20 protein-coding genes and 1 pseudogene are annotated in these 26,992 nt (G+C 69.1%); 13 read left to right on the top strand and 8 right to left on the bottom strand.

The window, feature by feature from the left end:
• Window positions 1–246: 246 nt before the first annotated feature.
• Window positions 247–729 carry a hypothetical protein gene (locus QMK28_RS27760; protein ID WP_326442357.1) on the bottom strand — a complete coding sequence of 161 codons (483 nt, stop codon included), beginning with the start codon at window positions 727–729 and terminating at the stop codon, window positions 247–249.
• Window positions 730–1,093: 364 nt separating this feature from the next.
• Here QMK28_RS27760 and QMK28_RS27765 point away from each other — a divergent pair, with 364 nt between their 5' ends.
• Window positions 1,094–1,396 (top strand): hypothetical protein, encoded by a 303-nt coding sequence (locus QMK28_RS27765; RefSeq protein ID WP_326442359.1) that lies wholly within the window; start codon window positions 1,094–1,096, stop codon window positions 1,394–1,396.
• Between the two features lie 42 nt (window positions 1,397–1,438).
• Here QMK28_RS27765 and QMK28_RS27770 read toward each other — a convergent pair whose 3' ends face one another.
• Genes QMK28_RS27770 through QMK28_RS27780 form a run of 3 tightly spaced genes read right to left on the bottom strand, consistent with a single transcriptional unit; the run spans window position 1,439 to window position 2,780 of the window.
• Window positions 1,439–1,987, bottom strand: coding sequence for a recombinase family protein (locus QMK28_RS27770; protein ID WP_326442374.1), 549 nt, complete (start codon window positions 1,985–1,987; stop codon window positions 1,439–1,441).
• On the bottom strand, window positions 1,950–2,150 hold the full coding sequence (locus tag QMK28_RS27775; RefSeq protein ID WP_326442360.1) for a DUF397 domain-containing protein: 201 nt from the start codon (window positions 2,148–2,150) through the stop codon (window positions 1,950–1,952). The genes QMK28_RS27770 and QMK28_RS27775 overlap by 38 nt, the downstream gene beginning before the upstream one ends.
• Window positions 2,151–2,162: 12 nt before the next feature.
• Window positions 2,163–2,780, bottom strand: coding sequence for a DUF5753 domain-containing protein (locus QMK28_RS27780; RefSeq protein WP_326442375.1), 618 nt, complete (start codon window positions 2,778–2,780; stop codon window positions 2,163–2,165).
• A gap of 108 nt (window positions 2,781–2,888) precedes the next feature.
• Between QMK28_RS27780 and QMK28_RS27785 the strand changes: the two genes are divergently transcribed.
• Window positions 2,889–3,122, top strand: coding sequence for a hypothetical protein (locus tag QMK28_RS27785; RefSeq protein ID WP_326442361.1), 234 nt, complete (start codon window positions 2,889–2,891; stop codon window positions 3,120–3,122).
• 71 nt (window positions 3,123–3,193) lie between these two features.
• Here the strand turns inward: QMK28_RS27785 and QMK28_RS27790 are convergent, their stop codons facing one another.
• Complete coding sequence (locus tag QMK28_RS27790) at window positions 3,194–7,072, bottom strand: GH92 family glycosyl hydrolase (protein WP_326442362.1); 3,879 nt, start codon at window positions 7,070–7,072, stop codon at window positions 3,194–3,196.
• A 567-nt stretch (window positions 7,073–7,639) separates the two neighbouring features.
• Here QMK28_RS27790 and ngcE point away from each other — a divergent pair.
• The 9 genes from ngcE (at window position 7,640) to QMK28_RS27835 (ending at window position 20,027) form a co-directional block, all read left to right on the top strand.
• Window positions 7,640–9,076, top strand: a complete 1,437-nt coding sequence (gene ngcE, locus QMK28_RS27795) for an N-acetylglucosamine/diacetylchitobiose ABC transporter substrate-binding protein (RefSeq protein WP_326442363.1) — start codon at window positions 7,640–7,642, stop codon at window positions 9,074–9,076.
• Between the two features lie 58 nt (window positions 9,077–9,134).
• Complete coding sequence (locus tag QMK28_RS27800; protein ID WP_326442364.1) at window positions 9,135–10,052, top strand: carbohydrate ABC transporter permease; 918 nt, start codon at window positions 9,135–9,137, stop codon at window positions 10,050–10,052.
• A gap of 109 nt (window positions 10,053–10,161) precedes the next feature.
• On the top strand, window positions 10,162–11,136 hold the full coding sequence (locus tag QMK28_RS27805; RefSeq protein WP_443050844.1) for a carbohydrate ABC transporter permease: 975 nt from the start codon (window positions 10,162–10,164) through the stop codon (window positions 11,134–11,136).
• Between the two features lie 270 nt (window positions 11,137–11,406).
• Window positions 11,407–12,615: an ROK family transcriptional regulator gene (locus QMK28_RS27810; RefSeq protein WP_326442366.1), complete on the top strand. Its 1,209-nt coding sequence runs from the start codon at window positions 11,407–11,409 to the stop codon at window positions 12,613–12,615.
• A gap of 141 nt (window positions 12,616–12,756) precedes the next feature.
• Entirely contained in the window at window positions 12,757–13,869 is a 1,113-nt protein-coding gene (locus QMK28_RS27815) for a substrate-binding domain-containing protein (RefSeq protein ID WP_443050845.1), read from the top strand.
• Window positions 13,870–13,989: 120 nt separating this feature from the next.
• Window positions 13,990–14,778, top strand: coding sequence for an ATP-binding cassette domain-containing protein (locus QMK28_RS27820; RefSeq protein WP_326442367.1), 789 nt, complete (start codon window positions 13,990–13,992; stop codon window positions 14,776–14,778).
• Complete coding sequence (locus tag QMK28_RS27825) at window positions 14,775–16,061, top strand: sugar ABC transporter permease (RefSeq protein ID WP_326442368.1); 1,287 nt, start codon at window positions 14,775–14,777, stop codon at window positions 16,059–16,061. Before QMK28_RS27820 ends, QMK28_RS27825 begins: the two co-directional genes overlap by 4 nt.
• A 273-nt stretch (window positions 16,062–16,334) precedes the next feature.
• The gene (gene dxs / locus QMK28_RS27830; RefSeq protein ID WP_326442377.1) at window positions 16,335–18,248 is read left to right on the top strand and encodes a 1-deoxy-D-xylulose-5-phosphate synthase; all 1,914 of its coding nucleotides are present in this window, start codon (window positions 16,335–16,337) and stop codon (window positions 18,246–18,248) included.
• A gap of 195 nt (window positions 18,249–18,443) precedes the next feature.
• Window positions 18,444–20,027: an amino acid permease gene (locus QMK28_RS27835; RefSeq protein ID WP_326442369.1), complete on the top strand. Its 1,584-nt coding sequence runs from the start codon at window positions 18,444–18,446 to the stop codon at window positions 20,025–20,027.
• Here the strand turns inward: QMK28_RS27835 and QMK28_RS27840 are convergent.
• A pseudogene (locus tag QMK28_RS27840) lies at window positions 20,024–20,284 on the bottom strand (NTP pyrophosphohydrolase); the annotation flags it as partial. The gene QMK28_RS27835 and the pseudogene QMK28_RS27840 sit on opposite strands and share 4 nt — an antisense overlap.
• Before the next feature lie 70 nt (window positions 20,285–20,354).
• Here QMK28_RS27840 and tnpB point away from each other — a divergent pair.
• Together tnpB and QMK28_RS27850 are read left to right on the top strand one after the other, a co-directional pair.
• Window positions 20,355–21,590 (top strand): IS607 family element RNA-guided endonuclease TnpB, encoded by a 1,236-nt coding sequence (tnpB, locus tag QMK28_RS27845; protein WP_443050847.1) that lies wholly within the window; start codon window positions 20,355–20,357, stop codon window positions 21,588–21,590.
• Window positions 21,591–21,641: 51 nt separating this feature from the next.
• The gene (locus tag QMK28_RS27850) at window positions 21,642–22,694 is read left to right on the top strand and encodes a hypothetical protein (protein ID WP_326442371.1); all 1,053 of its coding nucleotides are present in this window, start codon (window positions 21,642–21,644) and stop codon (window positions 22,692–22,694) included.
• Window positions 22,695–23,125: 431 nt separating this feature from the next.
• Here QMK28_RS27850 and QMK28_RS27855 read toward each other — a convergent pair whose 3' ends face one another.
• Both QMK28_RS27855 and QMK28_RS27860 read right to left on the bottom strand, forming a co-directional pair.
• Window positions 23,126–25,264 carry a 3-hydroxyacyl-CoA dehydrogenase NAD-binding domain-containing protein gene (locus QMK28_RS27855; RefSeq protein WP_326442372.1) on the bottom strand — a complete coding sequence of 713 codons (2,139 nt, stop codon included), beginning with the start codon at window positions 25,262–25,264 and terminating at the stop codon, window positions 23,126–23,128.
• A complete protein-coding gene (locus QMK28_RS27860; protein ID WP_326442373.1) occupies window positions 25,261–26,481 on the bottom strand; it encodes a thiolase family protein in 1,221 nt (406 codons plus the stop codon). Before QMK28_RS27860 ends, QMK28_RS27855 begins: the two co-directional genes overlap by 4 nt.
• Window positions 26,482–26,992: the final 511 nt, after the last annotated feature.

A 26,992-nucleotide genomic window follows, 5' to 3' on the forward strand; every position in this document is an offset into this window, starting at 1 on the left:
GACCCGCACCGCGGACAGTTGCGGCAGCAGGACCTCCAACTCGATGTCATACACCCTCCAGCCTGCACCCCGAACGGAGGGAACCACGACACCTTCGATCACCGGCTACGAAAATCTTGTCAGACCCGTTCGCTGTACAGACCCTGACCTGCCGATGACACCGGCCGCCACCTGTTCACGGGTGGCGGCCGGTGTCGGCCACTTTCGCTGGCAGAGACTACGTCGGCGAGGATGCCAGCGAGGCGGTCACCACCACCGGAGCCACCCGCCCCACCCCACGCAAACCATCTGCAACGACCACTCCCGTGTACAGCAGCCCAACCGCATCACCTCACGCATCCCCTCGGCATGCACCACACGGCCGAGATCAAGATCCAATCCCGGCAGACCGCGTTCCGCCACGGCCACCGAGACATCCACCGCACCCTGCGCCATCTCCCGCACGGCCTCCCGCACGGCCTCCCGCACGGCCTCCCGCACGGCCTCCCGCACGGCCTCACACACGGCCTCACACACGGCTACAGCGTCGTCCTCGCCCACCCCGCCCGCCCCGGGACGGCAGGAGACAGTCACCACCACCTCGTGCCGGGCATCCGGATCCACCAGCCCAAACCACGGTGCCAACTCGATCTGGTGAAAAGCCGTGTTGCGCTCGGCCGCCTGCAACGGCAGCAGGGCATGCAGGCCGGTAAACGTCACCGCACCCACGCGAGCCAACGTCTCGGACAACACCAAGACGATCGGCCGGACGGGGAGACCAGGACGCGGAGGATCAGTAGGAACCCCAGCCTGCAGCCACGCCAGCTGGTGAACCCTCCCATCCTGTGGGTTGCGGGCGGCCAGGCGCCAGTCCCTCGTGGCAGCCAGCGGCGCGTCGTACCAGGGCAGGCCGCCGGGCCGGGTGACGGATAAACGCTGTACGCCGAGGACGGCCGACCAGCCCGGGCCCAGCCCGCCTCGGCCGATCTGGTGCAGCAGCGCGCTCACCCGCGCCCGAACGGCTGCCCCGGAGTGCTTGGCCGGGCTGACCCACGTAGCGTCGGCGTGATGTGTCGAACACTTCGCGGCGCACGAGGCGATTGAGAGGAACCCCATGGCAGTCGTGATGACCTTTGCGTGGCCCGAGATCACGCCCGAGTTGTACGACGCGGTGCGTGACCGGGTGCGCTGGGAAGACAACGCTCCGGACGGGTGCGTGCTGCACGTGGGCTGGTTCGCCGACGACGGCTTCCACGTAACCGACGTCTGGGAGTCGGAGAACCACTTCACGCAGTTCATCGCCGACCGGATCGAACCTGTACTCAAGGGTGAGCTCGGTGTGAAGAGCGACCCGCAGGTGAAGTTCTCCCCCCTCTACAGACGCTTTGTCGCCCCAGGCGTCAGCGGCGCTGCCTGAAACTCCGCGCGGGAGACGGCCCTCTGTCTTGGCCCCGGTGTCCTACCCGTGACCCACGGTGCAAAGTAGAGGCGAAGCTACCTGCTTTCCTCCAACTGCCGTGGAATGCGGGAGTTGGAGCGCCTTGAGGTCCGGGATGTGGTTGTAGAGCGTGCCCACCGAGACGCCAAGGATTTTGGCGATGGTGGTCACGCTGTTCTCCGGGTTGGGCAGCATGTCGCGGGCGGCGCGGATGAGGTCCTCGTTGACGACGGTGGGGCGCCCGCCCGTACGGCCGCGAGCTCGGGCGGCAGCCAGGCCCTCGTGGGTGCCGGCGACGATGAGTTCGCGGATGAACTCGGCGAGCGCGGCGAAGACGTGGAAGACGAGCCGGCCGCCTGGCGTGGTGGTGTCGAGTGCCTCGTGGAGCGAGGTGAAGCCGATGCCGCGCTTGCGCAGGCCGGAGACGATCGCGATGAGGTCCTGGATGGAGCGGCGCCCGGAAGAGCCCCCTTCCAGCGCCGCTGTCAGCCCTAGGTCACACGCCGCAGTACAGCGTCTCTTATGGCGCGAGTTATGGCGCGAGGTGGTCGAACGCGCCCGCTTTGGCAGCGCGCAGGAAGGCCCGCAGCTTGGCGGGGGTGATGGTGAGGATGACGTCCGCGTCGTCGCTCTCGCGCAACATGACCGCGTCGGGCGCGGCTGCGGCGGCGACGTAGACGCAGTTGGCCCCCTGACCGCTGTACGAGGACTTCTGCCAGCTCGGTACGGGCATGACGGCTTCCTTTCAAAGGCTCTGCGCGATGCGGTGGATCAATTCGCGGGACGCTGCGGGTTTGAGGGCGCAGCCCTGCATGCGGTCCAGCACGATCCGGTAGTTGACGAGGTGGGCCTCCGCGTCGAGGAGTTCGGCACCGTGGTCCGTGTCGAGCTGGACGGTATCAAGCTGTGGCACCGGGCCGCCGAGGTAGCCGATGGGCTGTCCGGAGCCGGGAAACGGGTCCGAGCCGAAAGGGATCACCAGCACGGTGATGTTCGCGCGTTCGCCCATGTCGATGAGGTGTTGAAGCTGCGCGCGAGCCACGGCCGGCCCGCCGAAACCCATGCGCAGTGCGGCCTCATGGACGATCGCTGTGAGCGGGGTCGGCTCGTCCCCGTAGACGATGGCTGTGCGCTTGATCCGGTACGAGACGCGATGCTCCACCTCGTACGGCGCGAATGACGGGACGACGCAGTTGAAGAGTGCGCGGGCGTAGTCGGTGGTCTGGAGTAGTCCAGGAATGTGGACCATCGTGGCCACGCGCGCGAAGGCGGCGTGGTGTTCGAGCTCGGCGATGTCGAGCAGCCCGGCCGGGAGGACCTCCCGGTACTGCTCCCACCATCCCCGGGTCTGCCGCCCGGTCATCTTGGTCAAGGCGTCGATGAGCTCCTGATCCGCGAAGGTGTACAGGCGGGCCAAGGCTCGTACCCGGTCCGCGCTGACCGCGTAGCGCCCCGCCTCGATTTCGCCGTCGTGCAGGAATACGACCTGGACACCGGCGACCCGGACGGGGAGATCGCGGCCTGGGGGCTGGCCTACGACGACGGGAGCGCGCACCTCGTCGGCGTCGATGGCCGCCGGAGGTTCAGCCTCAACTCGCCCGAGCGCGCAGTGTGGTGGTTCGGTCGGCAGTCGGGCGTCTCCGCACGCCTGGCGTGGTTCGCGACGCCCGCCGACGCCACTTTCGACCGGGCCGAAACGGCGTGAACCTACGGGGGCCGCACCACCCCGGCGAGGGTGATGCGGCCCGTACCGTCCGCTGCGCCGGACTGATACCGCTACGAGAGCAACTCGATCTCCGCCAGCCCCGCCCCGCCGCCCACCGGCTCCAGCCGGTAGTGCGCGTACGAGCCGGGGGAGCGGACCGCGAAGCTGCGGGTCTGCTTGTCCCAGGCGAAGGACTGGTCGGCGCGGCGGTCGAGCACCTTCCACTCCTCGCCGTCCTTGGAGCCCTTGAGCACCCAGCCGGCGGGCGCCTTGGCCTTCGTGGCGGAGGTGAGGGTGTAGTGGAGCGCCTTCGCCGGGGCGGCGAGCTTCAGTTGGGCCGAGTCGAACGAGGTGTCCGTGCCGGAGGAGTCGTCGATCAGCTTCGCGCCGTCGTCGCCGCCGGTCAGGGTGATGTCGGTGTCCTCGCCGATCGCGTCGTCCATCGGGGTCGGGGCCTGGTCGCCCTGGGTGATGGAGCTGGGGCCGGCGTTCTCGCCGGTGCCCCACGAGGACGGCTTCGGGCCCATCGCGAACTCCAGCCTGCCGCCCTTGGCGAGCAGCTTGTGCGGCAGCGCGGTGGACTTCCAGGTCTTGCCGTTGACCTTGAGGCCCTGCACGTAGACGTTCTGTGCGCTGTTCTTCGGGGCCTTGACGACCAGGTCGCGGCCGTTCTCCAGGTGCACGGTGGCCTTGGTGAACAGCGGTGAGCCGATCGCGTACTCCGGGCTGCCCATCACCAGCGGGTAGAAGCCCAGCGAGCTGAAGACGTACCACGCGGACATCTCGCCGTTGTCCTCGTCGCCCGGGTAGCCCTGGCCGATCTCGCTGCCGAGGTAGAGGCGGGAGAGGACCTCACGCACCTTCTGCTGGGTCTTCCACGGCCGGCCGGCCGCGTCGTACATGTAGCCGATGTGGTGCGAGACCTGGTTGCTGTGCCCGTACATGCCCATCCGGACGTCGCGGGCCTCGGTCATCTCGTGGATGACGCCGCCGTACGAACCGGCGAACTCGGCGCTGCCGGTCTCCGGGGTGTCGAAGAAGGCGTCGAGTTTCTTGCCGAAGGCCGCCTTGCCGCCGTAGAGGTTGGCCAGGCCGCGGGTGTCCTGCGGGGCGGTGAAGGCGAAGTTCCAGCCGTTGGTCTCGGTGTAGTCGTGGCCCCAGACGCGGGGGTCGTACGTGTCGGGCGTGAGCCGCCAGTCGCCCTTGCGGGTCTTGCCCTGGAAGAAGTCGACCTTCGGGTCGAACATCTTGACGTAATTCTGCGCCCGGTTGCGGAAGTACGCGGACTCCTCCTGGTAGCGGGCCTGCTTGGTCTTCTTGTACAGCGCCTCACCCATCTGGGCGAGGCCGAAGTCGTTGAGGTAGCCCTCAAGGGCCCAGGACATGCCCTCCTTGGTGTCGGTCGCGGTGTAACCGAGGAAGACGGAAGTGTCCATGCCCTTGCGGCCGACGCCGGGGGAGGGCGGGGCGACGGTCGCGTTCTTCAGCGCCGCCTCGTAGGCCGACTTCGCGTCGAACTTCACGCCCTTGTTGTACGCGTCGGCGAAGGCCACGTCCGAGCTGGTGCCGGTCATCAGGTCGGAGTAGCCCGGCGAGGACCAGCGGGAGATCCAGCCGCCGTCCTTGTACTGCTGGACGAAGCCGTCGGCCATCTTCCCGGCCCGCTCCGGGGTGAGCAGCGAGTACGCGGGCCAGGTCGTCCGGTAGGTGTCCCAGAAGCCGTTGTTGACGTAGACCTCGCCGTCGACGATCTTCGCGCCGGTCTCGGTCGGGGTGTTCTCGCCGGAGGGGGGAGAGAAGGGGCTCGCGTACCGGCGTTTCGGCTTCGCCTTGCTGCCGGTGTTCTCGAAGCCGGAGTTCGGATAGAGGTACAGCCGGTAGAGGTTGGAGTAGAGGGTGCTGAGCTGGTCGCGGGAGGCGCCCTCGACCTCGATGACGCCGAGGATGTCGTCCCAGGCGGCCTGGGCGCGGGTCTTGACCGAGCCGAAGGAGGCCGAGGCCGGGATCTCCTGTTCGAGGTTGGCCTTCGCCTGCTCGGCGCCGATCAGCGAGGTGGCGATGCGCAGGTTGACGGTGCGGTCCGCGCCGGGCTTGAAGCGCAGGAAGCCGGTGACGTCCTTGCCGCCGCCGCCTTCGAGCCTGCCGCTGTCGGTGACGGGCGCGTCGAAGACGCCGTAGACGAACAGCCGGGTCGCGCCGGTGGAGCCGCCGCTCTTGACGTCGGAGAACCCGGTGACCACGCCGCGCTCGGCGTCCAGGCTCAGCCCGCCCTCGTTGCTGACGTTGTCGAGGACGACGCTCGCGTCCTTGCCGGGGAAGGTGAAGCGCATCATCGCCGCGTGATCGCTGGGCGTGATCTCCGTCTTCAGGCCGTTCTCGAAGGTGACGCCGTAGTAGTGCGGCCTGGCCGTCTCCTTGTCGTGCCGGAAGGGCAGCGCGCGGGCCTTGCGCGAGGCGTTCGGGGTGCCCGCGGCGACCGACGGCATGATCTGGAAGGTCTGCCGGTCGCCCATCCAGGGGCTCGGCTCATGGCTCGCGCTGAACGCCTGAAGGGTGGGGAGGTTGTCGTCGTTGTTGGAGCGGGCGTAGTCGTACAGCCAGTCGGTGGAGGCCGCGTTGGTCACCGGCGTCCAGAAGTTGAAGCCGTTGGGGACGGCGGTGGCCGGAAAGTTGTTGCCGCGGGAGAAAGCGCCGCTGGAGTTGGTGCCCCGGGTGGTCTCGGCGTAGTCGGACACGTGGGCGAGCGGCTTCTCCGCGGCCTTGGGCGCGATGGAGACGTCGTCGACCCAGCCGCGGAACTTCGCCGGACCCTTGGGGGAGTCGTACGCGACCAGCACCCGGTCGATCGTGCGGCCCGCCGCGACCTGGCCGATCCGGGACTCCTTGTGGTTCCACTGGTTGACGTACAGCGTCTTCGAGGCGGCCTGGCCCCGCGGGGTCAGCCGGGCGCCGTGCTGGTCGACCGCGGTGAGATCGCTGAGGTACGTGCCGTCGGTGAAGGCGAGGTCGAGCGAGACGTGCGTCGCGGGGTACTTCGGGTCGCTCTCGGGCATCGACGGGAAGACCCGGTACGAGAGCGAGGTCGAGCGGGTGACCAACGTGTCGACGTCGAAGACCTTGTTGTACGAGTAGGCCCGCCCGTCGGGCTCGTGGGTGCCCGCGTAGCGCAGCGCGTGGGCGCCGGTGAAGCCCGCGTGGGCCTTGGCGGTGGGCGATCCCGTCGGGCCGCTGTCGACCGTGCTGCGCATGTCGGCGGGCGTCGGGGTGCTGGTGTCACCGTTCGAGAATTGAACGTCGGCGAGCTGGATGAGGTCGGCGCCGGCGGTGCGGTCGATCTCCAGCCGGTAGTGCTGGTAGGCCTTGGAGTTCTCGAAGGCGAACTCCTTGGTCTGCTGCCGCTTGTCGAAGGTCTGGTCCGCTCGGGTATCGAGCGCGGTCCAGTCCTTTCCGTTCTCCGAGCCCCGCAGCGTCCAGTCCCTGGGGTCGCGCTCGGCGGCGTCGTTGGCCGAAGTCAGGGCGTAGCGGACCACTTTGACCGGATCCGCCAGGTCGAACTCCAGCCAGGCGGTCTTCTCGAAGACCAGCCACTTGCTGGCGGCCTCGCCGTCGACGAGGTTCTCCTTGACCTCGCCGCCGGCCGTGTTCTCGCCGCTCGCGCGGACCTCGGTGACCTGGTCGGTGACATTGCCGGGGATGCCGGAGGAGTAGCCCCCGTTGACGCCGGATGCCTTCTTCTCTCCGTCCCGGCCGGTTTCCACGGTGTTGGACCAGCTCGGCTGCGGCTGGCCCGACTCGAACGAAGAGGCGAACTTCTCGGTGGCCTTGGCCGGCTGCCGGGGGGCCGCGTCGGCCGTCCCCTGGACCGTGGCGAGCAGCACGACGGCCGCCAGCAGGGCGGCCGGTCTTGCTGGATCGCACCAACGTCTGCGCTTCGTATGTCCGCGCTTCATATCCGGGCCTCCAACGATTCTGACAACGTTGTCGTTCGTGTTTCGCAGGGATAAGTAGGGGTTCATGAGACCAACGGTGTCAAGGGAGTTGGCGATTCCGGCGCGCCGCGTCTGGTGCCGGCGTGGTATCAGGTGCGCGGGAGGACGTCCGGGGCGGCATGCGGAAGGCTCGCGGGCGGTACACGGGCGGGTGCGCGGCCGGCCGTCCGGCGGCCCCCGGGGCGGCCCGTATGGGAACCTGCCGTAGGGCATGTGGAAGCCGCAGCTCGGCCGGGTATATCCGGACGGACTCCGACCACATTTCCAAGAGGTCTCAACTCGGGAAAGACTGCCGCCCAAACCTGCATTCGATCTTGCCCAGTTGGCGGTAAGTGGACTATACCTGTCGGCGTCCGGCCCGCCGTTTGCCGCGGCTCCGGATCCGGGGGCAGGGGCGGTGCGCCGAGGGCGTGTCGCGGGCTTGACCGATCCCGGCGTACACCCCGCACAACTCAGCTCCAACTGACCCGCGGTGCCGGGTGGTTCCGGTACACCGCCTGAGTCCTGAATGAAGGCGAGGACTTGAGCATGGGATCCACCTCAGATTTCGGCCGTCGTGACCTGATCAAGCGGTCTGCCGCGCTCGGCCTGATCGCGGTACCCGCCATGAGCGTGTTGTCCGCCTGCGCGAGCGGCGGTGACAACAAGGACGAGAAGGTCGACAAGGGCAAGAAGTCGACCAAGAACCCGCTCGGCGTCAATGAGAGCGCGGCGCTGGACGTCGTCATCTTCGACGGCGGATTCGGCCAGAAGTACGCCCAGGACGCGGAGAAGGAGTACGCGAAGGCGTACCCGAAGACCAAGGGCAAGATCAAGCACGGTGCCACCGAGAAGATCCAGTCCACGCTGCAGCCCCGCTTCAACGGAGGCACGCCGCCGGACCTGATCGACAACTCCGGCGCCGAGCAGATGGACTTCGGCACCCTGGTCGGTAAGGACCAGCTCACCGACCTCACCCCCATGCTCGACGCCCCCTCGCTCGACGACCCGAGCAAGACCGTCCGGGACACGCTGCGCCCCGGCGTCGTCGAGATGGGCCAGTTCGACGGCGACCCGGTCTGGGTCATGTACTACGCGTACACCGTCTACGGCGTGTGGTATTCGCAGAACACGCTGGAGAAGAACGACTGGCAGTACCCCGAGACCTGGGACGACATGCTCAAGGTCTGCGCGGCGGCGAAGAAGAAGGGAATCGCGGGCTGGACGTACGCGGGCAAGTACCCGTACTACGTGCCCTTCTCGCTCTACCCCTTCATCGCCAAGATCGGCGGCGTCGAGGTGCTGAACGCGATCGACAACCTGGAGCCGAACGCCTGGAAGCACCCGGCCGTCAAGGCCGCCTTCGAGTCGTACTACGAGCTCTACAAGAAGGGCTACATCCTCAAGGGCACCCCGGGTCTGGACCACATCCAGTCGCAGACCGCGTGGACCGAGGGCAAGGCGCTGTTCATCCCGAACGGCTCCTGGGTGGAGAACGAGGCGGCCAAGACGACGCCGAAGGACTTCAAGATGGCGGTGGGCGCGCCCTCCAGCCTGGACAGCTCCGACAAGATGCCGTACGGCACCCTCTGGGCCTCCGGCGGCGAGCCGTTCATCGTGCCGAAGAAGGCGAAGAACCCCGAGGGCGGCATGGAGCTGCTGCGCATCATGCTCGGTGACAAGTCCTCCAAGAACTTCACCAAGCAGGTCTCCTCGCTGACCTCGCTCGACGGCGGCACCGAGGGGCTCACCCTGCCGTCCGGCCTGGCCTCCGCTCAGAAGGTGCTGGCCAAGGCGGGCAAGAACATCGTCAACCCCCGGCTGCAGGACTGGTACGTGGCTCTCCAGAAGGAGAAGATCGGCGTCAGCGCGCTGGGCGAGATGATGGCCGGCCGGATGACCCCGGCCGAGGCCGTCAAGGCGTGCCAGAAGTTCGCCGACGACACCGCCAAGGACGACTCCGTCAAGAAGTACAAGCACGCCTGATGCACGGCGCAGCGTCACCAGCGGCGGCACCCGCAGGGGAAGATCGGGGTCGGAATTAATGCAGCACGGTAAGTACCGGTTCATCGTGGGGTTCTTGGCCCTGCCTTTGGCGATCTACGGCTTCTTCGTGATCTCGCCATTCATCCAGGCCATCTACTATTCCTTCACGGACTGGACCGGGTTGAGCCCGGACATGAAGATGGTCGGGTTCGACAACTACACCCGGCTTCTGCACGACGATGTCTTCTGGAAAACTCTCAGAAACAACCTCGTGCTGCTGCTGGTGCTGCCGTTGGTGACGCTCGGGCTGGGGCTCTTCTTCGCCTTCATGCTCAACGTCGGTGGCCGCCGCAGAAAGAACGCGGCGGTCAGCGGCGTACGCGGATCGAGCTTCTACAAGGTCATCTACTTCTTCCCGCAGGTGCTCTCGATCGCGATCGTCGCCCTGCTGTTCCAATTCGTGTACAACCCGAACAGCGGCGCGCTCAACGCCGGTCTGCAGGCGGTCGGTCTGGACTCGGTCCAGCCGGAGTGGCTGGGCGATCCGGATCTCGCGCTGTGGTGCGTCATGGCGCTGATGGTCTGGAGCAACGTCGGGTTCTACGTCGTGCTGTTCTCGGCCGGCATGGCGTCCATTCCCAAGGATTTCTACGAAGCCGCGCTGCTGGACGGCGCCAATCGCTTCAACACCTTCTTCCGGATCACGCTTCCGCTGCTGTGGGACACCGTGCAGACCGGCTGGGTCTACATGGGGATCATGGCGCTGGACGCGTTCGCGGCGGTGCAGATCATGACGGTGGGGCCGGGCGGACCCGCCTATTCCACCGAGGTCCTCACGCTCCTCGTCTACCACAAGGCGTTCCGTGACGCCCAGGCCGGACAGGCCACCGCGGTCGGTGTCGCGCTGCTGATCGTCACGATGCTCTTCGCGGGGATCGTCATGAAGCTCGGCCGGCGCGATCGGCTGGAGTTCTGATGACCCCGGTGACCCCGGTGACCCCGGTGACCCCGGTGAATCCGATGACTCCGGTGAACAGGAGAGCGCACGTGACCCACCGCCCGACCGCCGACCTGGGGGTAGCACAGTGACCGCGCGAGCAGAGCCCTCGGACCTCCCGGGCGTGACCAAGCAGGACGGCGCCGGGCCGGCTGACCCAGCGCCGGGCGGTGGCGCCCCCGGAGCGCCGCCGCGGCCCGTCTCGAAGGCGGGCGGCTCGAACGGCGGGGTGGGCACCGAGGGCAGGGTCCTGAACGTCTTCTCGCACGGCGTCCTGGCGATCTGGGGCCTGTTGGTCACCCTCCCGCTGCTGTGGGCGGTGATGACCGCCTTCAAGGACGACAAGGCGATCCTGAGCGACCCCTGGTCGCTGCCGAGCAGCCTGCACTGGGACAACATCTCGCGCGCCTGGGAAAAGGCGCACATGGCCGACTACTTCCTCAACACGGTCATCGTGGTGGGCGGCGGCCTGATCGGCACGATGCTGCTGGGGTCGATGGCCGCCTATGTGCTGGCCCGCTTCACCTTCCCCGGCAACCGCTTCATCTTCTTCCTGTTCGTGGGCGGGATGAGTTTCCCGATCATCCTGGCGCTGGTGCCGTTGTTCTTCGTCATGAACAACATGGGCCTGCTGAACACCTATCACGGGCTGATTCTTGTCTATATCGCCTATTCGCTGCCTTTCACCATCTTCTTCCTGACGTCTTTCTTCAGGACGCTGCCGAGTTCGGTGGCGGAAGCGGCGATCATCGACGGGGCCTCGCACACCCGGACCTTCTTCCAGGTGATGCTGCCGATGGCGAAGCCGGGCATGATCAGCGTCGGCATCTTCAACTTCCTCGGCCAGTGGAACCAGTACATGCTGCCGCAGGTTCTGCAGACCGACGAGGACAAGAAGGTGCTGACCCAGGGCCTGGTCACGCTCGCGGTCAGCCAGGGATACAAGGGCGACTATTCGGGCCTGTTCGCCGGACTGGTCATCGCGATGCTGCCGGTGCTGGTGGTCTACATCGTCTTCCAGCGTCAGGTGCAGTCCGGTCTGACGGCGGGGGCGCTCAAGTAGTCCCGGCACCTCTCGCGGCGCCTCTCGCATCACCGCGTGTCCGAAAGCGGCCCCCGCCCGGGGGTCGCTTTCGGCAGGAAAGGGCCCAACCCCGCCCTTTCCTGCGATGTGGGCTCATTCCGGGGCAGGGCCGCTCAAGGTCTTGACGGAAGGCAACCCCGGCAGCTCAGCTTAGAGTTCACATGTTGGAAGCAGAGCCGGGCCCCGCTGGTGTGGCCCGGACGGCGGATCGGTGGTCGTGCCGTCCGCGGAGGCGGGAGTGGATGGGTCGTGGAGACTCCGGGGTCGCAGTCGTCGCTGCACCGGGCCAACCTTGAGCGGGTCGTACGCGCGGTGCGTATGGCCGGTTCGCTCACACAGGCGGAGATCGCCCGGAGCACCGGGCTGTCCGCCGCCACGGTCTCCAATATCGTCCGTGAGTTGAAGGAAGGCGGGACGGTCGAGGTCACTCCGACCTCCGCCGGCGGCCGCCGGGCGCGCAGCGTCGCGCTCAGCGGTGACGCCGGAATCGTGGTGGGCGTGGACTTCGGCCACTCCCACCTGCGGGTCGCGGTCGGCAATCTCGCGCACCAGGTGCTCGCCGAGGAGGCCGAGCCCATCGATGTGGACGCCTCGGCGGCGCAGGGCCTGGACCGGGCGGAACAGCTGGTCAACCGGCTGATCGCGGTCACCGGCATAGGCCCGGACAAGGTGGTCGGGGTGGGCCTGGGCGTACCGGGGCCGATCGACGTCGAGTCCGGGACGCTCGGCTCGACCGCGATCCTGCCCGGCTGGGCGGGCACCAACCCGCGGGACGCGCTCGCGCAGCGGCTCGGGGTGCCGGTGTACGTCGACAACGACGCCAACCTCGGCGCGCTCGGCGAGCTGGTCTGGGGCAGCGGCCGGGGCGTCGCCGACCTCGCGTACATCAAGGTGGCCAGCGGCGTGGGCGCCGGTCTGGTGATCAGCGGGCAGATCTACCGGGGGCCCGGCGGCACCGCCGGCGAGATCGGCCACATCACGCTGGACGAGTCGGGGCCGGTCTGCCGCTGCGGCAACCGCGGCTGCCTGGAGACCTTCACCGCGGCCCGCTATGTGCTCGGCCTGCTGGCCTCCAGCCACGGTCCGGGCCTGACCATGCCACGGGTGGTCCAGCTGGCCCGGGAGGGCGATCCGGGCTGCCGCCGGGTGATCGCGGACGTCGGGCGGCATGTCGGCAGCGGAGTGGCCACCCTGTGCAATCTGCTGAACCCGAGCCGGATCGTGCTCGGCGGCGACCTCGCGGAGGCGGGCGAGCTGGTGCTCGCACCGATCAGGGAGTCCGTCGCGCGCTACGCGATCCCCAGTGCGGCCAAGCAGCTGACGGTCGTGCCGGGGGCGCTCGGCGGCCGGGCCGAGGTGCTGGGCGCGCTGGCGCTGGTACTCAGCGAGATGGGGGATTCGTCCGTTCTGGACGGATCCATGGCCGTTGGAGCCCCCGGAGCCCCTGTTCTCACCTGACTCACTTTGAGTTCAGACAGATAACGAACGGCACCGTTGTCATCTCGTTAAGGATTTACTTCTTGACGTCATGTGAGCGGCCGAGTTGACTTCGAGCCACCTCGGCCGCAACGACGCGGCCTCGTCAGGGAGGTTTTTCACTTGAACACGTATCTGCGTCGCGCAGCCGTGGTAGTGGCCGCAGCTTCGATGGCCGCCGGGCTCGCCGCCTGTGGAAGTGCGAAGGAGTCGGGCGACGCCGCCGACAAGACCAAGGGCAAGAAGGACGGTCCGTTCACCATCGGCCTGCTGCTGCCGGAGAACCAGACCGCCCGCTACGAGAACTTCGACAAGCCGCTGATCGAGAAGCGGATCAAGGAGCTCGCGGGCGACGACACGAAGATCCTCTACGCCAACGCGAAGCAGGAGCCCTCGGTCCAGCAGCAGCAGGTCGACACGATGGTCACCAAGAAGGTCGACGCGCTGATCCTCGACGCGGTGGACTACAAGTCCATCGCCAGCTCGGTCAAGAAGGCCGACCAGGCGGGCATCCCCGTCGTCGCCTTCGACCGGCTCGCCGAAGGCCCGATCAAGGCCTACACCTCGGTCGACAACGAGAAGGTCGGCCAGATCCAGGGCGAGTCGTTGCTCAAGGAGCTCGGCGGGAACGCCGGCAAGGGCCAGATCGTCATGATGAACGGTGCGATCACCGACCCGAACGCCGCCATGTACAAGAAGGGCGCGCTCTCCGTCCTCAAGGGCAAGGTGAAGATCGGCAAGTCGTACGACACCAAGGAGTGGAAGCCGGAGAACGCCAACGAGAACATGAAGGGCGCCATCTCCTCGCTCGGCAAGAAGGAGATCGTCGGCGTCTACTCCGCGAACGACGGCATGGCCGGCGGCGTCATCACCGCGCTCAAGGGCGCGGGCTTCGACAAGCTCCCGCCGGTCACCGGCCAGGACGCCGAGCTCGCCGCCGTGCAGCGCATCGTCTCCGGTGAGCAGTTCATGAGCGTCTACAAGCCGTACCAGCCGGAGGCCTACGCGGCCGCCGAGTTCGCGGTGGCCCTCGCCAAGGGCGAGAAGACCGACTCGGTCGCCAAGACCACCGTCGACAGCGCGACCACCAAGGGTGTTCCGACCGTCTTCGTGCCGCCGGTCGCGCTGACCAAGGACAACATCAAGGACACCGTCATCAAGGACGGCCTGTTCAAGGTCAGCGACATCTGCACCGCCAAGTACAAGGCGGACTGCGCCAAGATCGGCCTCAAGTAGACCCCGCTTCCCCCTTTCGGAAGTCACACCTCAGAACCTGTCCGGCGTCCCGCCCCATCCACACCCCGCTGCGGGGCGGGGCGCCGGCCAGCATCCCCCGCCGGTCAGGCGGCGAAGGAGATGATTCACGTGTCCGCTACGCCCGTGTTGGCGTTGCGCGGGATCTCCAAGCGGTTCGGCGCCGTTCAGGCGCTCACCGATGTTGAACTGGAGATCCACCCGGGCCAGGTGGTCGCCCTGGTCGGCGACAACGGCGCCGGTAAGTCCACCCTCGTCAAGACCATCGCAGGCGTCGGCCCCGCCGACGAAGGCGTGCTGGAGTGGGAAGGCCGGGCCGTCCAGATCGCCCGGCCGCACGACGCCCAGGAGCTGGGCGTCGCGACCGTCTACCAGGACCTCGCGCTCTGCGACAACCTCGACGTCGTCGGCAACCTCTTCCTCGGCCGGGAACTCCGCCGGTTCGGAGTCCTCGACGAGGTCGAGATGGAGCGCCGCTCCCGCGAACTGCTCGCGACCCTCTCCATCCGCATTCCCAGTGTCCGGATCCCGATCGCCTCGCTCTCCGGCGGTCAGCGGCAGACCGTGGCCATCGCCCGCTCGCTGCTCGGCGAGCCCAAGGTCGTGATCCTCGACGAGCCCACCGCGGCGCTCGGCGTCGAGCAGACCGCGCAGGTCCTCGACCTGGTCGAGCGGCTGCGCGAGCGCGGCCTCGGCGTGATCCTGGTCAGCCACAACATGGCCGACGTGAAGGCTGTCGCGGACCGGGTCGCGGTGCTCCGCCTCGGCCGCAACAACGGCACCTTCGATGTCGCCAGCACGTCCCAAGAAGAGATCATCTCCGCCATCACCGGCGCCACGGACAATGCCGTGACCCGTCGCAAGGCGCGTAACACGGAGGTCCAGAAGTGACCACCAAGCTGTCCAAGACCGGCGAAGAGCCGCAGGACGCCAACCCGGTGGCCGAGGGCGCGGTCACCGCCGTGGACCCGCGGCTGCTGGTGCGCCAACAGGGCTTCGGGGGCTACATCGGCGAGTTCAAGCGCAAGATGCGCAGCGGCGAACTCGGCTCGCTCCCGGTCGTCATCGGCCTGATCATCATCGGTGCGGTCTTCCAGCTCAACGACTCGGCCTTCCTGGGCGCGGAGAACCTCTCCAACCTCTTCGTCTCCAGCGCCGGCACCGGGCTGATCGCCGTCGGCATCGTGTTCGTGCTGATCCTCGGCGAGATCGACCTGTCGGTCGGCTCGGTCAGCGGCCTGGCCGCCGCCGTCTTCGCCGTGCTCAACATCAACAACGGCATGCCCGAGTGGCTGGCACTGATCCTCGCGATCCTCACCGGCGCGGTCATCGGCGCGGTCCACGGGTTCTTCTTCGCCAAGATCGGCGTCCCGGCATTCGTCGTCACACTGGCCGGCCTGCTCGGCTGGAACGGCCTGATGCTCCAGGTGCTCGGCGAGAACGGCACCATCAACCTCGACGACTCCGGCCTGGTCGCGAAGCTCACCAACTACTACTTCAGCGACGTCATCGCGGCCTACGGGCTCGCCGCGATCGGCGTGCTCGGCTTCTTCGCGCTCTCCTGGAACGACGCCCGCCGCCGCGAGGCCGTGGGCATCCCCAGCCGTCCGCTGAGCGAGATCGCGCTGCGCACGGTGGTGCTGGCGATTCCCGCGGTCGTGGTGGCCGCGCTGCTCAACCAGTACAAGGGCCTGCCGCTGGCGCTGGTGATCTTCCTCGGGGTGGTCGTCGCGCTCGACTTCGTGCTCCGCCGCACCCCGTACGGCCGTAAGGTCTTCGCCCTCGGCGGCAGCACCGAAGCGGCCAGCCGGGCCGGTATCAACGTGCCGTTCATACGGATCTCGGTCTTCGCCATCGCGGGCACCATGGCCGCGGTCGGCGGCATGTTCTTCGCCTCGCAGATCAACGCCGCGAACCAGGGTTCCGGCGCGGGCAGCCTGCTGATGAACGCCATCGCCGCCGCCGTCATCGGCGGTACGAGCCTGTTCGGCGGCCGGGGCAAGACCTGGTCGGCGCTGCTCGGCGTGCTCGTCATCCAGTCGATCGCCTCCGGCATGGCGATGCTCGGCATCGCCTCGGCCGTGCAGTACATGATCACCGGCGCGGTGCTGCTGGCCGCCGTCGTGATCGACTCGGTCTCCCGCAGGACCCAGAAGACGGCCGGTCGCGCCTGACCGTGCTGTTCGAGTCACAATGATCATGGCGTTTGACACCCGGCGGATTATCGCCGGATCGTCAAACGTCATGATCGTTTTTGTCTTGACCCGTACGGGTGACACATCTCGCACGGGCCGGGCGCCGCCGTAGCAGGCGGAACATTAGACTCGACAGACCCGGCAAAGCCCGACAGCCAAGGAGGCACAGTGCCAAAGGTGCCGCGCGAAGCGCGCCGAACCGCTGCGGTGGCGGTGGAATCCCCCCAGGCGCAGCCAACGGGCGACTGGGAACTGCTGTCCCGCATCAGCGGACCGCGCGACCTCGACGGACTCGCCCCGGAGGAGCTGACGCAGCTGGCCGGAGAGATCCGGACCTTCCTCGTCGACGCCGTCTCCAAGACCGGCGGGCACCTGGGGCCCAACCTCGGCGTGGTCGAACTGACCATCGCCATGCACCGGGTCTTCCACTCGCCGCAGGACAGAGTGCTGTTCGACACCGGGCACCAGAGCTATGTCCACAAACTGCTCACCGGCCGGCAGGACTTCTCGCAGCTGCGCGTCAAGGGCGGCCTCTCCGGCTACCCCTCGCGCGCCGAGTCCGAGCACGACGTCATCGAGAACTCGCACGCCTCCACCGTGCTCGGCTGGGCCGACGGCCTGGCCAAGGCCAACGAGGTACGCGGCCGGGCCGACCGCGTCGTAGCCGTCATCGGCGACGGCGCGCTCACCGGCGGCATGGCCTGGGAGGCGCTCAACAACATCGCCGCCGCCAAGGACCGCCCGCTCGTCATCGTCGTCAACGACAACGAGCGCTCCTACGCGCCGACGATCGGCGGCCTCGCCGACCACCTCGCGACGCTGCGCACCACCGACGGCTACGAGCGCTTCCTGGCCCGCGGCAAGGATCTGCTGGAGCGGACCCCGGTCGTCGGCAAGCCGCTGTACGAGACGCTGCACGGCGCCAAGAAGGGCCTCAAGGACTTCATCGCCCCGCAGGGCATGTTCGAGGACCTGGGCCTGAAGTACGTCGGCCCGATCGACGGCCACGACATCGAGGCGCTGGAGTCCGCGCTGCAACGCGCCAAGCGCTTCGGCGGCCCGGTCATCGTGCACTGCCTCACCGAGAAGGGCCGCGGCTACCAGCCCGCCGTCCAGGACGAGGCCGACCGCTTCCACGCGGTGGGCGTCATCCACCCGGACACCGGCCTGCCGGTGTCCGCCGCGGGCGCCGACTGGACCTCGGTCTTCGGCGAGGAGATGGTCAAGCTCGGCCGTGAGCGCGAGGACATCGTCGCGATCACCGCGGCCATGCTGCAGCCCGTCGGCCTGACGAAGTTCGCCAAGGCGTTCCCGGACCGCGTCTACGACGTCGGCATCGCCGAGCAGCACGCGGCCGTATCGGCCGCGGGCATGGCGACCGGCGGCCTGCACCCCGTCTTCGCCGTCTACGCGACCTTCCTCAACCGCGCCTTCGACCAGGTCCTGATGGACGTCGCGCTGCACAAGTGCGGCGTGACCTTCGTCCTGGACCGGGCCGGCGTCACCGGCACCGACGGCGCGTCGCACAACGGCATGTGGGACATGTCGATCCTGCAGGTCGTCCCGACCCTGCGGATCGCCGCCCCGCGCGACGCCGACCAGCTCCGCGCCCAGCTGCGCGAGGCCGTCGACGTCGATGACGCGCCCACGGTCGTGCGTTACTCCAAGGGCGCGGTCGGCCCCGCGGTCAAGGCCATCGGCCGGATCGGCGGCATGGACCTGCTGCACAAGCCCGCCGAGGGCGTCGACCGCCTCGACGTGCTCCTGGTCTCGGTCGGCGCGCTCGCCCCGATGTGCCTGGAGATCGCGGCCCTGCTCGACAAGCAGGGCATCTCGACGACCGTCGTGGACCCGCGCTGGGTCAAGCCGGTCGACGAGGCGCTGCCCGCGCTCGCCGAGCAGCACCGGGTCGTCGTCACCGTCGAGGACAACAGCAGGGCCGGCGGTGTCGGTTCCGCCGTCGCGCAGGCGCTGCGCGACGCGGGCGTCGACGTCCCGCTGCGCGACTTCGGCATCCCCTCGCGTTTCCTGGAGCACGCGACCCGCAAGGAGATCCTGGCCGAGATCGGCCTGACCGCCCCGGACATCGCGCGCCAGGTGACCGGCCTGGTCTCCAGGATCGACGGCCGGTACGACAACGAGCCGGCGGAGGCCGTGCGCGACTGAGGTCCCTTCGCGACCGATCCCACGACGGATCCCGCGACCGACCTCGCGATCGACCTGTGTTTCGGAATGGGCCGGCGGGTCACCCTGTATGGGTGGTCCGACCGGCCCATTCGCGTGAAATCCACCCGTAGGGAGCTGTCCCGGGCCCAACCGTCTCGATCATGGCCTGGACATCGAGCTCTTGGAGGTACGCCGGTGACTACGCCGCACGACACGAGGCCGTCCGGAGAGGGCCTGTTCCGGACGAAGACGGTCGAACAGTCGATCCTTGACACGGAGGAGCCCGAACACGCGCTCAAGAAATCCCTCTCCGCCCTCGACCTCACGGTCTTCGGCGTCGGAGTCATCATCGGAACCGGCATCTTCGTCCTCACGGGCAAGGTGGCCAAGGAGTCGGCGGGCCCCGCTACCGCGCTCGCCTTCGTCGCCGCCGGAATCGTCTGCGGCCTGGCCGCCCTCTGCTACGCGGAGTTCGCCTCGACGGTGCCGGTGGCCGGGTCCGCGTACACCTTCTCGTACGCCTCACTCGGCGAACTGCCGGCCTGGACCATCGGCTGGGACCTGGTGCTGGAATTCGCCCTCGGCACGGCGGTGGTCGCGGTCGGCTGGTCGGGGTACGTCAGGTCATTGATGGACAACGCCGGCTGGCAGCTGCCCGACTCGCTGGCAGGGACGGCCGCCACCGACGGGTTCGGGTTCGACCTGCTCGCCTTCCTGCTGGTTCTGGTGCTGACCACGATCCTTGTCCTGGGGATGAAGCTCTCCGCCCAGGTCACCACGGTCGTCGTCGCCATCAAACTCGCGGTCGTCCTGGTCGTCATCGTCGCCGGTGCCTTCTTCATCAAGAGCGCGAACTACTCGCCCTTCATCCCGAAGGCCCAGCCACAGAGCGGGGGGTCGGGCCTCGACGCCCCGCTCGTCCAACTGATCTTCGGCTACGCACCGACGAATTTCGGCGTCCTGGGCATCTTCACGGCGGCCTCGGTGGTCTTCTTCGCCTTCATCGGCTTCGACATCGTGGCGACGGCGGCCGAGGAGACCAAAACCCCGCAGCGGGACATGCCGCGCGGCATCCTCGGCTCCCTCCTCATCTGCACGGTGCTGTACGTGGCCGTGTCGATCGTGGTCACCGGCATGCAGCACTACAGCAAGCTGTCGGTGGACGCCCCGCTCGCCGACGCCTTCAAGGCCACCGGCCACCCGTGGTACGCGGGGTTCATCAGCTTCGGCGCCGCTGTCGGCCTCACCACGGTCTGCATGATCCTGCTGCTCGGCCAGACCCGGGTGTTCTTCGCGATGAGCCGCGACGGGCTCATTCCCCGCTTCTTCTCCCGGGTGCACCCGACGTTCCGCACGCCGTACCGGGCGACGATCCTGCTCGGCGTGCTCATCGCGGTCATCGCCGGCTTCACCAGCATCGACGAGCTCGCGACGCTGGTGAACATCGGCACCCTGTTCGCCTTCGTGGTCGTCGCGATCGGCGTCGTCATCCTCCGCCGCACCCGCCCCGATCTGCCGCGTTCCTTCCGCACCCCACTGGTGCCGTGGCTCCCGGCGGTGTCCGTGGCCGCGTCGGTGTGGCTGATGCTCAACCTGCCCGCCGAGACCTGGGTGCGCTTCGGCATCTGGATGGTGATCGGCTTCGTCATCTACTTCGCGTACGGGCGCAAGAACAGCCGGGAGTACCGGCAGGAGCAGGCACAGGCACAGGCGCAGGGTCCGGGTCCGGGTCCGGGTCCGGTCCAGGGACAGGGGCCGCAGGTGCCGCCGCCGGTCTAATCCGATCCCCGGTCCGGCCGGTGTCCGGCCTCGGGACGGACCGCGCCGGGGCCGGCCACCTCGGCCCCGAGCGCGGTCACCCGCGCGCGCAGGCCGCGGTCGGCGGTGACGACCAGACAGGGCCGGTCCGGCTCGCGGGCCGTGACCGCCGCCACGACGGCGTCGTCCCCGCTGCCGGGCGCGGACTCGACCCGTACGCCCGGCACCGGCTCGGTGCCGCGCGCGGCCCCCTCCACCACCAGCACGATGTCCAGCGGCGGCAGTGGCTGGGGTCTCGCGCAGGTCAGGGCGAACCTTGGACAGCGTGAGGCGGAGCGTTCCTACGGTGTGGCCGATGATGATCTGACGCCGTCGTTCGGCTGGTCGATGTACTCGATGCGCAAGGCGTGGAACACCGCGAAGGACGGCGTTGCGCCGTGGTGGCGGGAGAACAGCAAGGAGGCGTACGCCTCCGGTCTGGACGACCTGGCCCGCGCGCTCGGCAACTGGTCGGACTCCAAGAAGGGCAGGCGCAAGGGCAAGCGCGTCGGGTTCCCCCGCTTCAAGTCCAAGCGCCGCGCGGTCCCGTCGTGCCGGTTCACGACCGGTGTCATCCGCCTGGAAGAGAGCCGCAAGCACGTCACACTCCCCGTGCTCGGCACCGTCAAGACGCACGAGAACACGGGCAAGCTGCACCGCCGGATCGTGGGCGGCGCCGCCAAGGTCAAGTCCGCCACCGTGCGCCGTGACGCCGGACGCTGGTACGTGTCGTTCACCGTTGAAGTCCAGCGCGCCGAACGCCGGCCCGCGCGCCCGGATGCCGTGATCGGCGTTGACCTCGGCGTGAAGACTCTCGCCGTGTTCTCCGACGGCCGTCCGGCAACCGAGAACCCGAAGCACTACGACCAGGCCCGGCGCAAGCTCGCTGCCCTGTCCCGTGCCGTGTCCCGCAAGATCGGCCCTGACCGGCGGACCGGCCGGCAGCCCTCCAGGCGTTGGCAGGCCGCCAATGACCTGCGCAACCGGGTACACCACCGCGTCGCCAACCTCCGGCGCGAGGGCATCCACCAGCTGACCACCGCCCTCGCCCGCGAGTACGGAACCATTGTGGTGGAAGACCTCAACGTGTCCGGGATGGTCAGGAACCGCAAGCTCGCCCGCGTGGTGTCCGACGCCGGGTTCGGCGAGATCCGCCGACAGCTCACCTACAAGACCGTCTGGAACGGCGGCCGCCTGCACGTGGCCGACCGGTGGTTCCCCAGCTCCAAGATGTGCGGCTCGTGCCAGGCAGTGAAAGCCAAACTGCCTCTGCGGGTCCGTACGTACGTCTGCGAGCACTGCGGACTGATCATCGACCGCGATGAGAACGCCGCGCTCAACCTCGCCGCGCTGGTAAAGCGGCATGTCGCCGGGAGTGGCCCGGAGACACGAAACGGACGCCGAGCCGACCGTAAGTCCCCGCCTCGCGGGGCAGGTGGCGCAACACCCCGCCAGGGGACAGAAACGTCTACCCCGCACCGATACCCCCGGGTATCGGATGAGACGGGGACCTTCGGCTCCGCGATGGAGATCGCTACCAGGTGAAATGTTATTGTCTGTCAAAATTGCTGGGCCGGAGAAGGTTGGCGGCACGCCATGACGTTGAGGTCTCCGACCGGTGAGTGGCTGCGGCTCGGCAAGGACGGCAGGCTCAGCGCCTACGTCCAGGAAGCCGAGGGCGTCGTCCGGTGGACCGAGACCCGGCCCGGCGGGCCGCACTGGACCGGCCCCGACCCGGTGCCAGCGCCCGGCCTGCGCCATGTGACGGTGGCCCAGGGGCCCGACGGCTACGTCCACTTGCTGGGCCTGCGGCGCAATCCGCTCGCCGACGGGGAGGTCGAGGCGGACATCGTGCACGCGACCCAGTACCAGCCGGGCAGGCCCTTCACCGCGTGGCACTCACTGGGCAACCCGCACGCCAAGAGCGGCGACGAGGCCCGCGCGCTCAGCCGTCCCGCCGCCGCGGTGGCCGGTCCCGGCGGCGCCGTCCACGTCTTCGTGCGCAACGCCGGCCACGGCGTGCACCTCAGGCGACAGGGCGCGGACGGCAAGTGGCAGCCCTGGACCGACCTGGGCGGCCGGCGGGTGCTCGACGAACTGACAGCGGTCGCGACCGCCGCGGGCCGCGTCGAGCTGCTCGCACGGACCCACGACGGGGCCGCCCGCTGGCACCAGGAGGACCCTTCCGGCGACTTCATCCCCTGCGAGGACGTCGCCGCGCACCCGGCGGTGGGGGCGGTCGGCGCGCTGGAGACCGGCGAGGACCGGCTGACGTACTTCTGGCACGAGGGGGACGGCGACGGCATCGTCGCCCACCGCCCTGGCACGGACCCCGTACGACTGGGCGGCAGCCCCACCGCGGGACCCGCCGCCGCGCTGCGCGCCCCGATCGACGGCCACGACTGCACGGTGCTGGCCCACCGCGGCAAGAACGGCCGGCCGATGCTGGCCGCCTGGCCCACGGAGGACGAGTCCGCGGGCGTGTGGTGGACCGAGACCGGCGAGGAGTGCGTAGGGCCCCCGGCGCTCGCGCTGGACGCCGCCGGCCGGGTGGTGCTCGCCGCCGTCGGCCTGGACGGGGGCCTGCGGGTGGCCCGGCAGAAGACGACGGAACCGGGGCTGGCGCTGGCGGCATGGTCGCGGGTATGAGGGGGCTGGGCGCAGCGGGGTGTGACGACTCGGGTCGCTTGGCAGGCCGAGCGGGGCATGGCGTGGGGCGGCGCGGCGCGATACGACGTAGGCCTGGTCCGGCGCGGTCCGGCGCGGCGCAGTTCGGCTTGGCCCGGTGCAGCGCGAACCGGCGCGGCCCGGCCCGGCGGGGTCCGGTCCGGCGGGGTCCGGTCCAGCGGGGTCCGGTCCAGCACGGGGCGGCGCGCCCGCCTCTCAGCGCCGCGTAGCCCGGAACGGAACCCCGCGCAGCGACCCGGCACAGCACAGCACAGCACAGCACAGCACAGCACAGCGCCCGCCCCGCACCGGATGGTGCGGAACGGGCGCTGTTGCCGTTCACGTAGGGCCGGCGGGCCCAGTCGGGTCCCAGCCAAGCCGCATGAGCCGCAACGGGCCCACACAGAACCCTGCTACGCGGGCACGCTCGCGACGCCCGGCGCCAGGAACTTCTTGCCGTTCACCCGCTCGGAGACACCCTCGCGGTCCAGGTACGGCGTGATGCCGCCCAGGTGGAAGGGCCAGCCCGCGCCGGTGATCAGGCACAGGTCGATGTCCTGCGCCTCGGCGACGACGCCCTCGGCCAGCATCAGGCCGATCTCCTGCGCGACCGCGTCCAGCACCCGGTCGCGGACCTGCTCCTCGGTGAGGACCTTGTCGCCCTGCTTGAGCAGCGCGGCGACCTCCGGGTCCAGCTCCGGCTTGGCCGGATTCTCGGCGGAGTAGACGTAGAAGCCGCGCTTGCCGGCCTTGACCACCGCGGCCAGGTTCTCGGAGACGGTGAACCGCTCCGGGAACTTGCCGTGCAGGGTCTCGGAGACGTGCAGACCGATCGCGGGGCCGACCAGCTCCAGCAGCACGAGCGGGGACATCGGCAGGCCGAGCGGCTCGATGCCCTTCTCGGCGACCTCGACCGGGGTGCCCTCGTCGATGATGTTCTGGATCTCGCCCATGAAGCGGGTGAGGATGCGGTTCACCACGAACGCCGGGGCGTCCTTGCAGAGCACCGCGGTCTTCTTCAGCTTCTTGGCGACGCTGAAGGCCGTGGCCAGCGAGGCGTCGTCGGTCCGCTCGCCGCGGACGATCTCCAGCAGCGGCAGGATCGCGACCGGGTTGAAGAAGTGGAAGCCGACGACCCGCTCGGGGTTGCGCAGCTTCGACGCCATCTCGGTCACGGACAGCGAGGAGGTGTTGGTGGCGAGGATCGCGTGCGCCGGAGCGACCGCCTCGACCTCCGCGAACACCTGCTGCTTGACGCCCATCTCCTCGAAGACCGCTTCGATCACGAAGTCGGCGTCGCCGAACGCGGCGGCCTTGTCGAGCGAGCCGGAGACCAGGGCCTTGAGCCGGTTGGCCTTGTCCTGGTTGACGCGGCCCTTGCCGAGCAGCTTGTCGATCTCGCCGTGGACGTAGCCCACGCCCTTGTCGATCCGCGCCTGGTCGATGTCGGTCAGCACGACCGGCACCTCCAGACGCCGGGCGAACAGCAGCGCGAGCTGCGAGGCCATCAGACCCGCGCCGACCACGCCGACCTTGGTGACCGGGCGCGCCAGCGCCTTGTCCGGAGCGCCGGCCGGGCGCTTGGCGCGCTTCTGCACCAAGTTGAACGAGTAGATGCCGCTGCGCAGCTCGCCGCCCATGATCAGGTCGGCCAGGGCCACGTCCTCAGCGTCGAAGCCGGCGCTCAGGTCGCCGCTCTTCGCCGCGGCGATGATCTCCAGCGCGCGGTACGCGGCCGGAGCCGCCCCGTGCACCTTGCTGTCGGCGATGGACGTGCCGCGCGCGACGGCCGCGTCCCATGCCTCGCCCCGGTCGATCTCGGGGCGGGAGACCGCGAGCTCGCCGCGGAGCACCGAGGCCGTCCAGATCAGCGACTGCTCCAGGAAGTCCGCGCCCTCGAAGAGCGCGTCGGCGATCCCGAGCTCGAAGACCTGCTTGCCCTTGAGCTGCCTGTTCTGGTTCAGCGAGTTCTCGATGATCACCGTGACCGCGCGGTCCGCGCCGATCAGGTTCGGCAGCAGCGCACAGCCGCCCCAGCCCGGAACGAGGCCGAGGAAGACCTCGGGCAGCGAGAAGGCGGGGAGCGCGGCCGAGACGGTGCGGTACGCGCAGTGCAGCCCGACCTCGACGCCGCCGCCCATCGCCGCGCCGTTGTAGTACGCGAAGGTGGGGACCGCGAGCCCGGACAGCCGGCGGAAGACGTCGTGGCCGCCCTTGCCGATGGCGAGCGCGTCCTCGTGCCGCTTGAGCAGCTCGACGCCCTTGAGGTCGGCGCCGACCGCGAAGATGAACGGCTTGCCGGTGATGCCGATGCCGACGATGTCGCCGTTCGCGGCCTCGGTCTCGACCTGGTCGATCGCACGGTCCAGATTGGCGAGCGACTGCGGGCCGAAGGTGGTCGGCTTGGTGTGGTCCAGGCCGTTGTCCAGGGTGATGAGGGCGAACTTGCCCGCACCCTGGGGGAGGTCGAGGTGGCGCACGTGTGCGCTGGTCACGACCTCGTCGGGGAACAGCTCTGCTGCGCCCTTGAGAAGCTCGGCGGTGGTTGTCACTTGCTGCCTCCGTCGAAGTTCGGGTTCTCCCAGATGACCGTTCCGCCCATGCCGAAGCCGACGCACATGGACGTCAGGCCGTAGCGGACGTGCGGCTGCTCCTCGAACTGGCGGGCCAGCTGAGTCATCAGACGGACGCCGGAGGAGGCCAGCGGGTGGCCGAACGCGATCGCGCCGCCGTACTGGTTGACGCGCGGGTCATCGTCCGCGATGCCGTAGTGGTCCAGGAGCGCGAGCACCTGGACCGCGAAGGCCTCGTTGATCTCGAACAGGCCGATGTCACCGATGGACAGGCCCGCCTTGGCGAGCGCCTTCTCGGTGGCCGGGACCGGGCCGATGCCCATGACCTCGGGCTCGACGCCGGCGAAGGCGAACGAGACCATCCGCATCTTGACCGGCAGGCCCAGCTCGCGGGCCACGTCCTCGGCGGCGATCAGCGAAGCGGTCGCGCCGTCGTTCAGGCCGGCCGCGTTGCCCGCGGTGACCCGGCCGTGCGCGCGGAAGGGGGTCTTGAGGGACGCCAGGTTCTCCAGCGTGGTGCCCGGCCGCATCGGCTCGTCGGCCGTGGACAGGCCCCAGCCGGTCTCGCCGACATCCGGGTTGCTGCGCCGCACCGAGATCGGCACCAGGTCGGCCTGGATCTTGCCGTCGGCGTACGCCTTGGCGGCCTTCTCCTGGCTGCGCACGGCGAACTCGTCGGCGCGCCGCTTGGTCAGGTGCGGGAAGCGGTCGTGCAGGTTCTCCGCGGTCATGCCCATGAACAGGGCGGACTCGTCGACCAGCTTCTCGGAGACGAAGCGCGGGTTCGGGTCCACGCCTTCGCCCATCGGGTGCCGGCCCATGTGCTCGACGCCGCCCGCGACGGCGATGTCGTACGCGCCGAAGGCCACGCCGCCCGCCATCGAGGTCACGGCGGTCATCGCACCGGCGCACATCCGGTCGATCGAGAAACCGGGGACGGTGGTCGGCAGCCCGGCCAGGATGGCGGCCGTGCGGCCGAGCGTCAGGCCCTGGTCGCCGATCTGGGTGGTGGCTGCGAGGGCGACCTCGTCGATACGAGCCGGGTCGAGGTCCGGGTTGCGTCGCAGCAACTCCCGGATGCACTTCACGACAAGGTCGTCGGCGCGGGTCTCGTGGTAGATGCCCTTCGGGCCCGCCTTGCCGAACGGGGTGCGGACGCCGTCGACGAAGACGACGTCCCTAGCGGTACGAGGCACGTTGGCTCTCCTCCAGATGCGGAACGGGCACTGCTGCCGGGCACACCACGCAGCAGAATGCGCCGCGGCGACGGCTCTCACCGCCATGCTACTTGCGGGTAACCAGACTGCCCAGTCCCGGCAGCCGGAGCGGCGAAGGTCACATATGGCCGCGGGCTCCCGGGGGCCTCGGTGGGCGGGTGCGGGGGCGGTGGATACGGGTTTTCTGGGGGCTGCCGCGCGGGGGCGGCCTCCGGGTGGCGGCGTTCGGGTGCGGCCTCACGGGGAGCGGCCCTGGCCCTTGGGCCTCCGGGTACGGGCCTCCGGGCGTGCGGCCTTCCGGGTACGGGCCTTCGGGGCGCGCGGCCTTCCGGGCGCGCGGCTTCCCGGGTACGGCTTCCCGGGTACGGCTTCCCGGTACAGGTATCCGGGTACTGCCTCCCGGCTACGGCCCCCTCCGGCAACGACAGGGCCCCGGGCCGTGGACCCGGGGCCGTTCTGTCGTGCGGGTGGCGCCGCGGCGGTGCCGCGG

The sequence above is a fragment of the Streptomyces sp. H27-D2 genome (assembly GCF_035828615.1).
Lineage (GTDB): Bacteria > Actinomycetota > Actinomycetes > Streptomycetales > Streptomycetaceae > Streptomyces.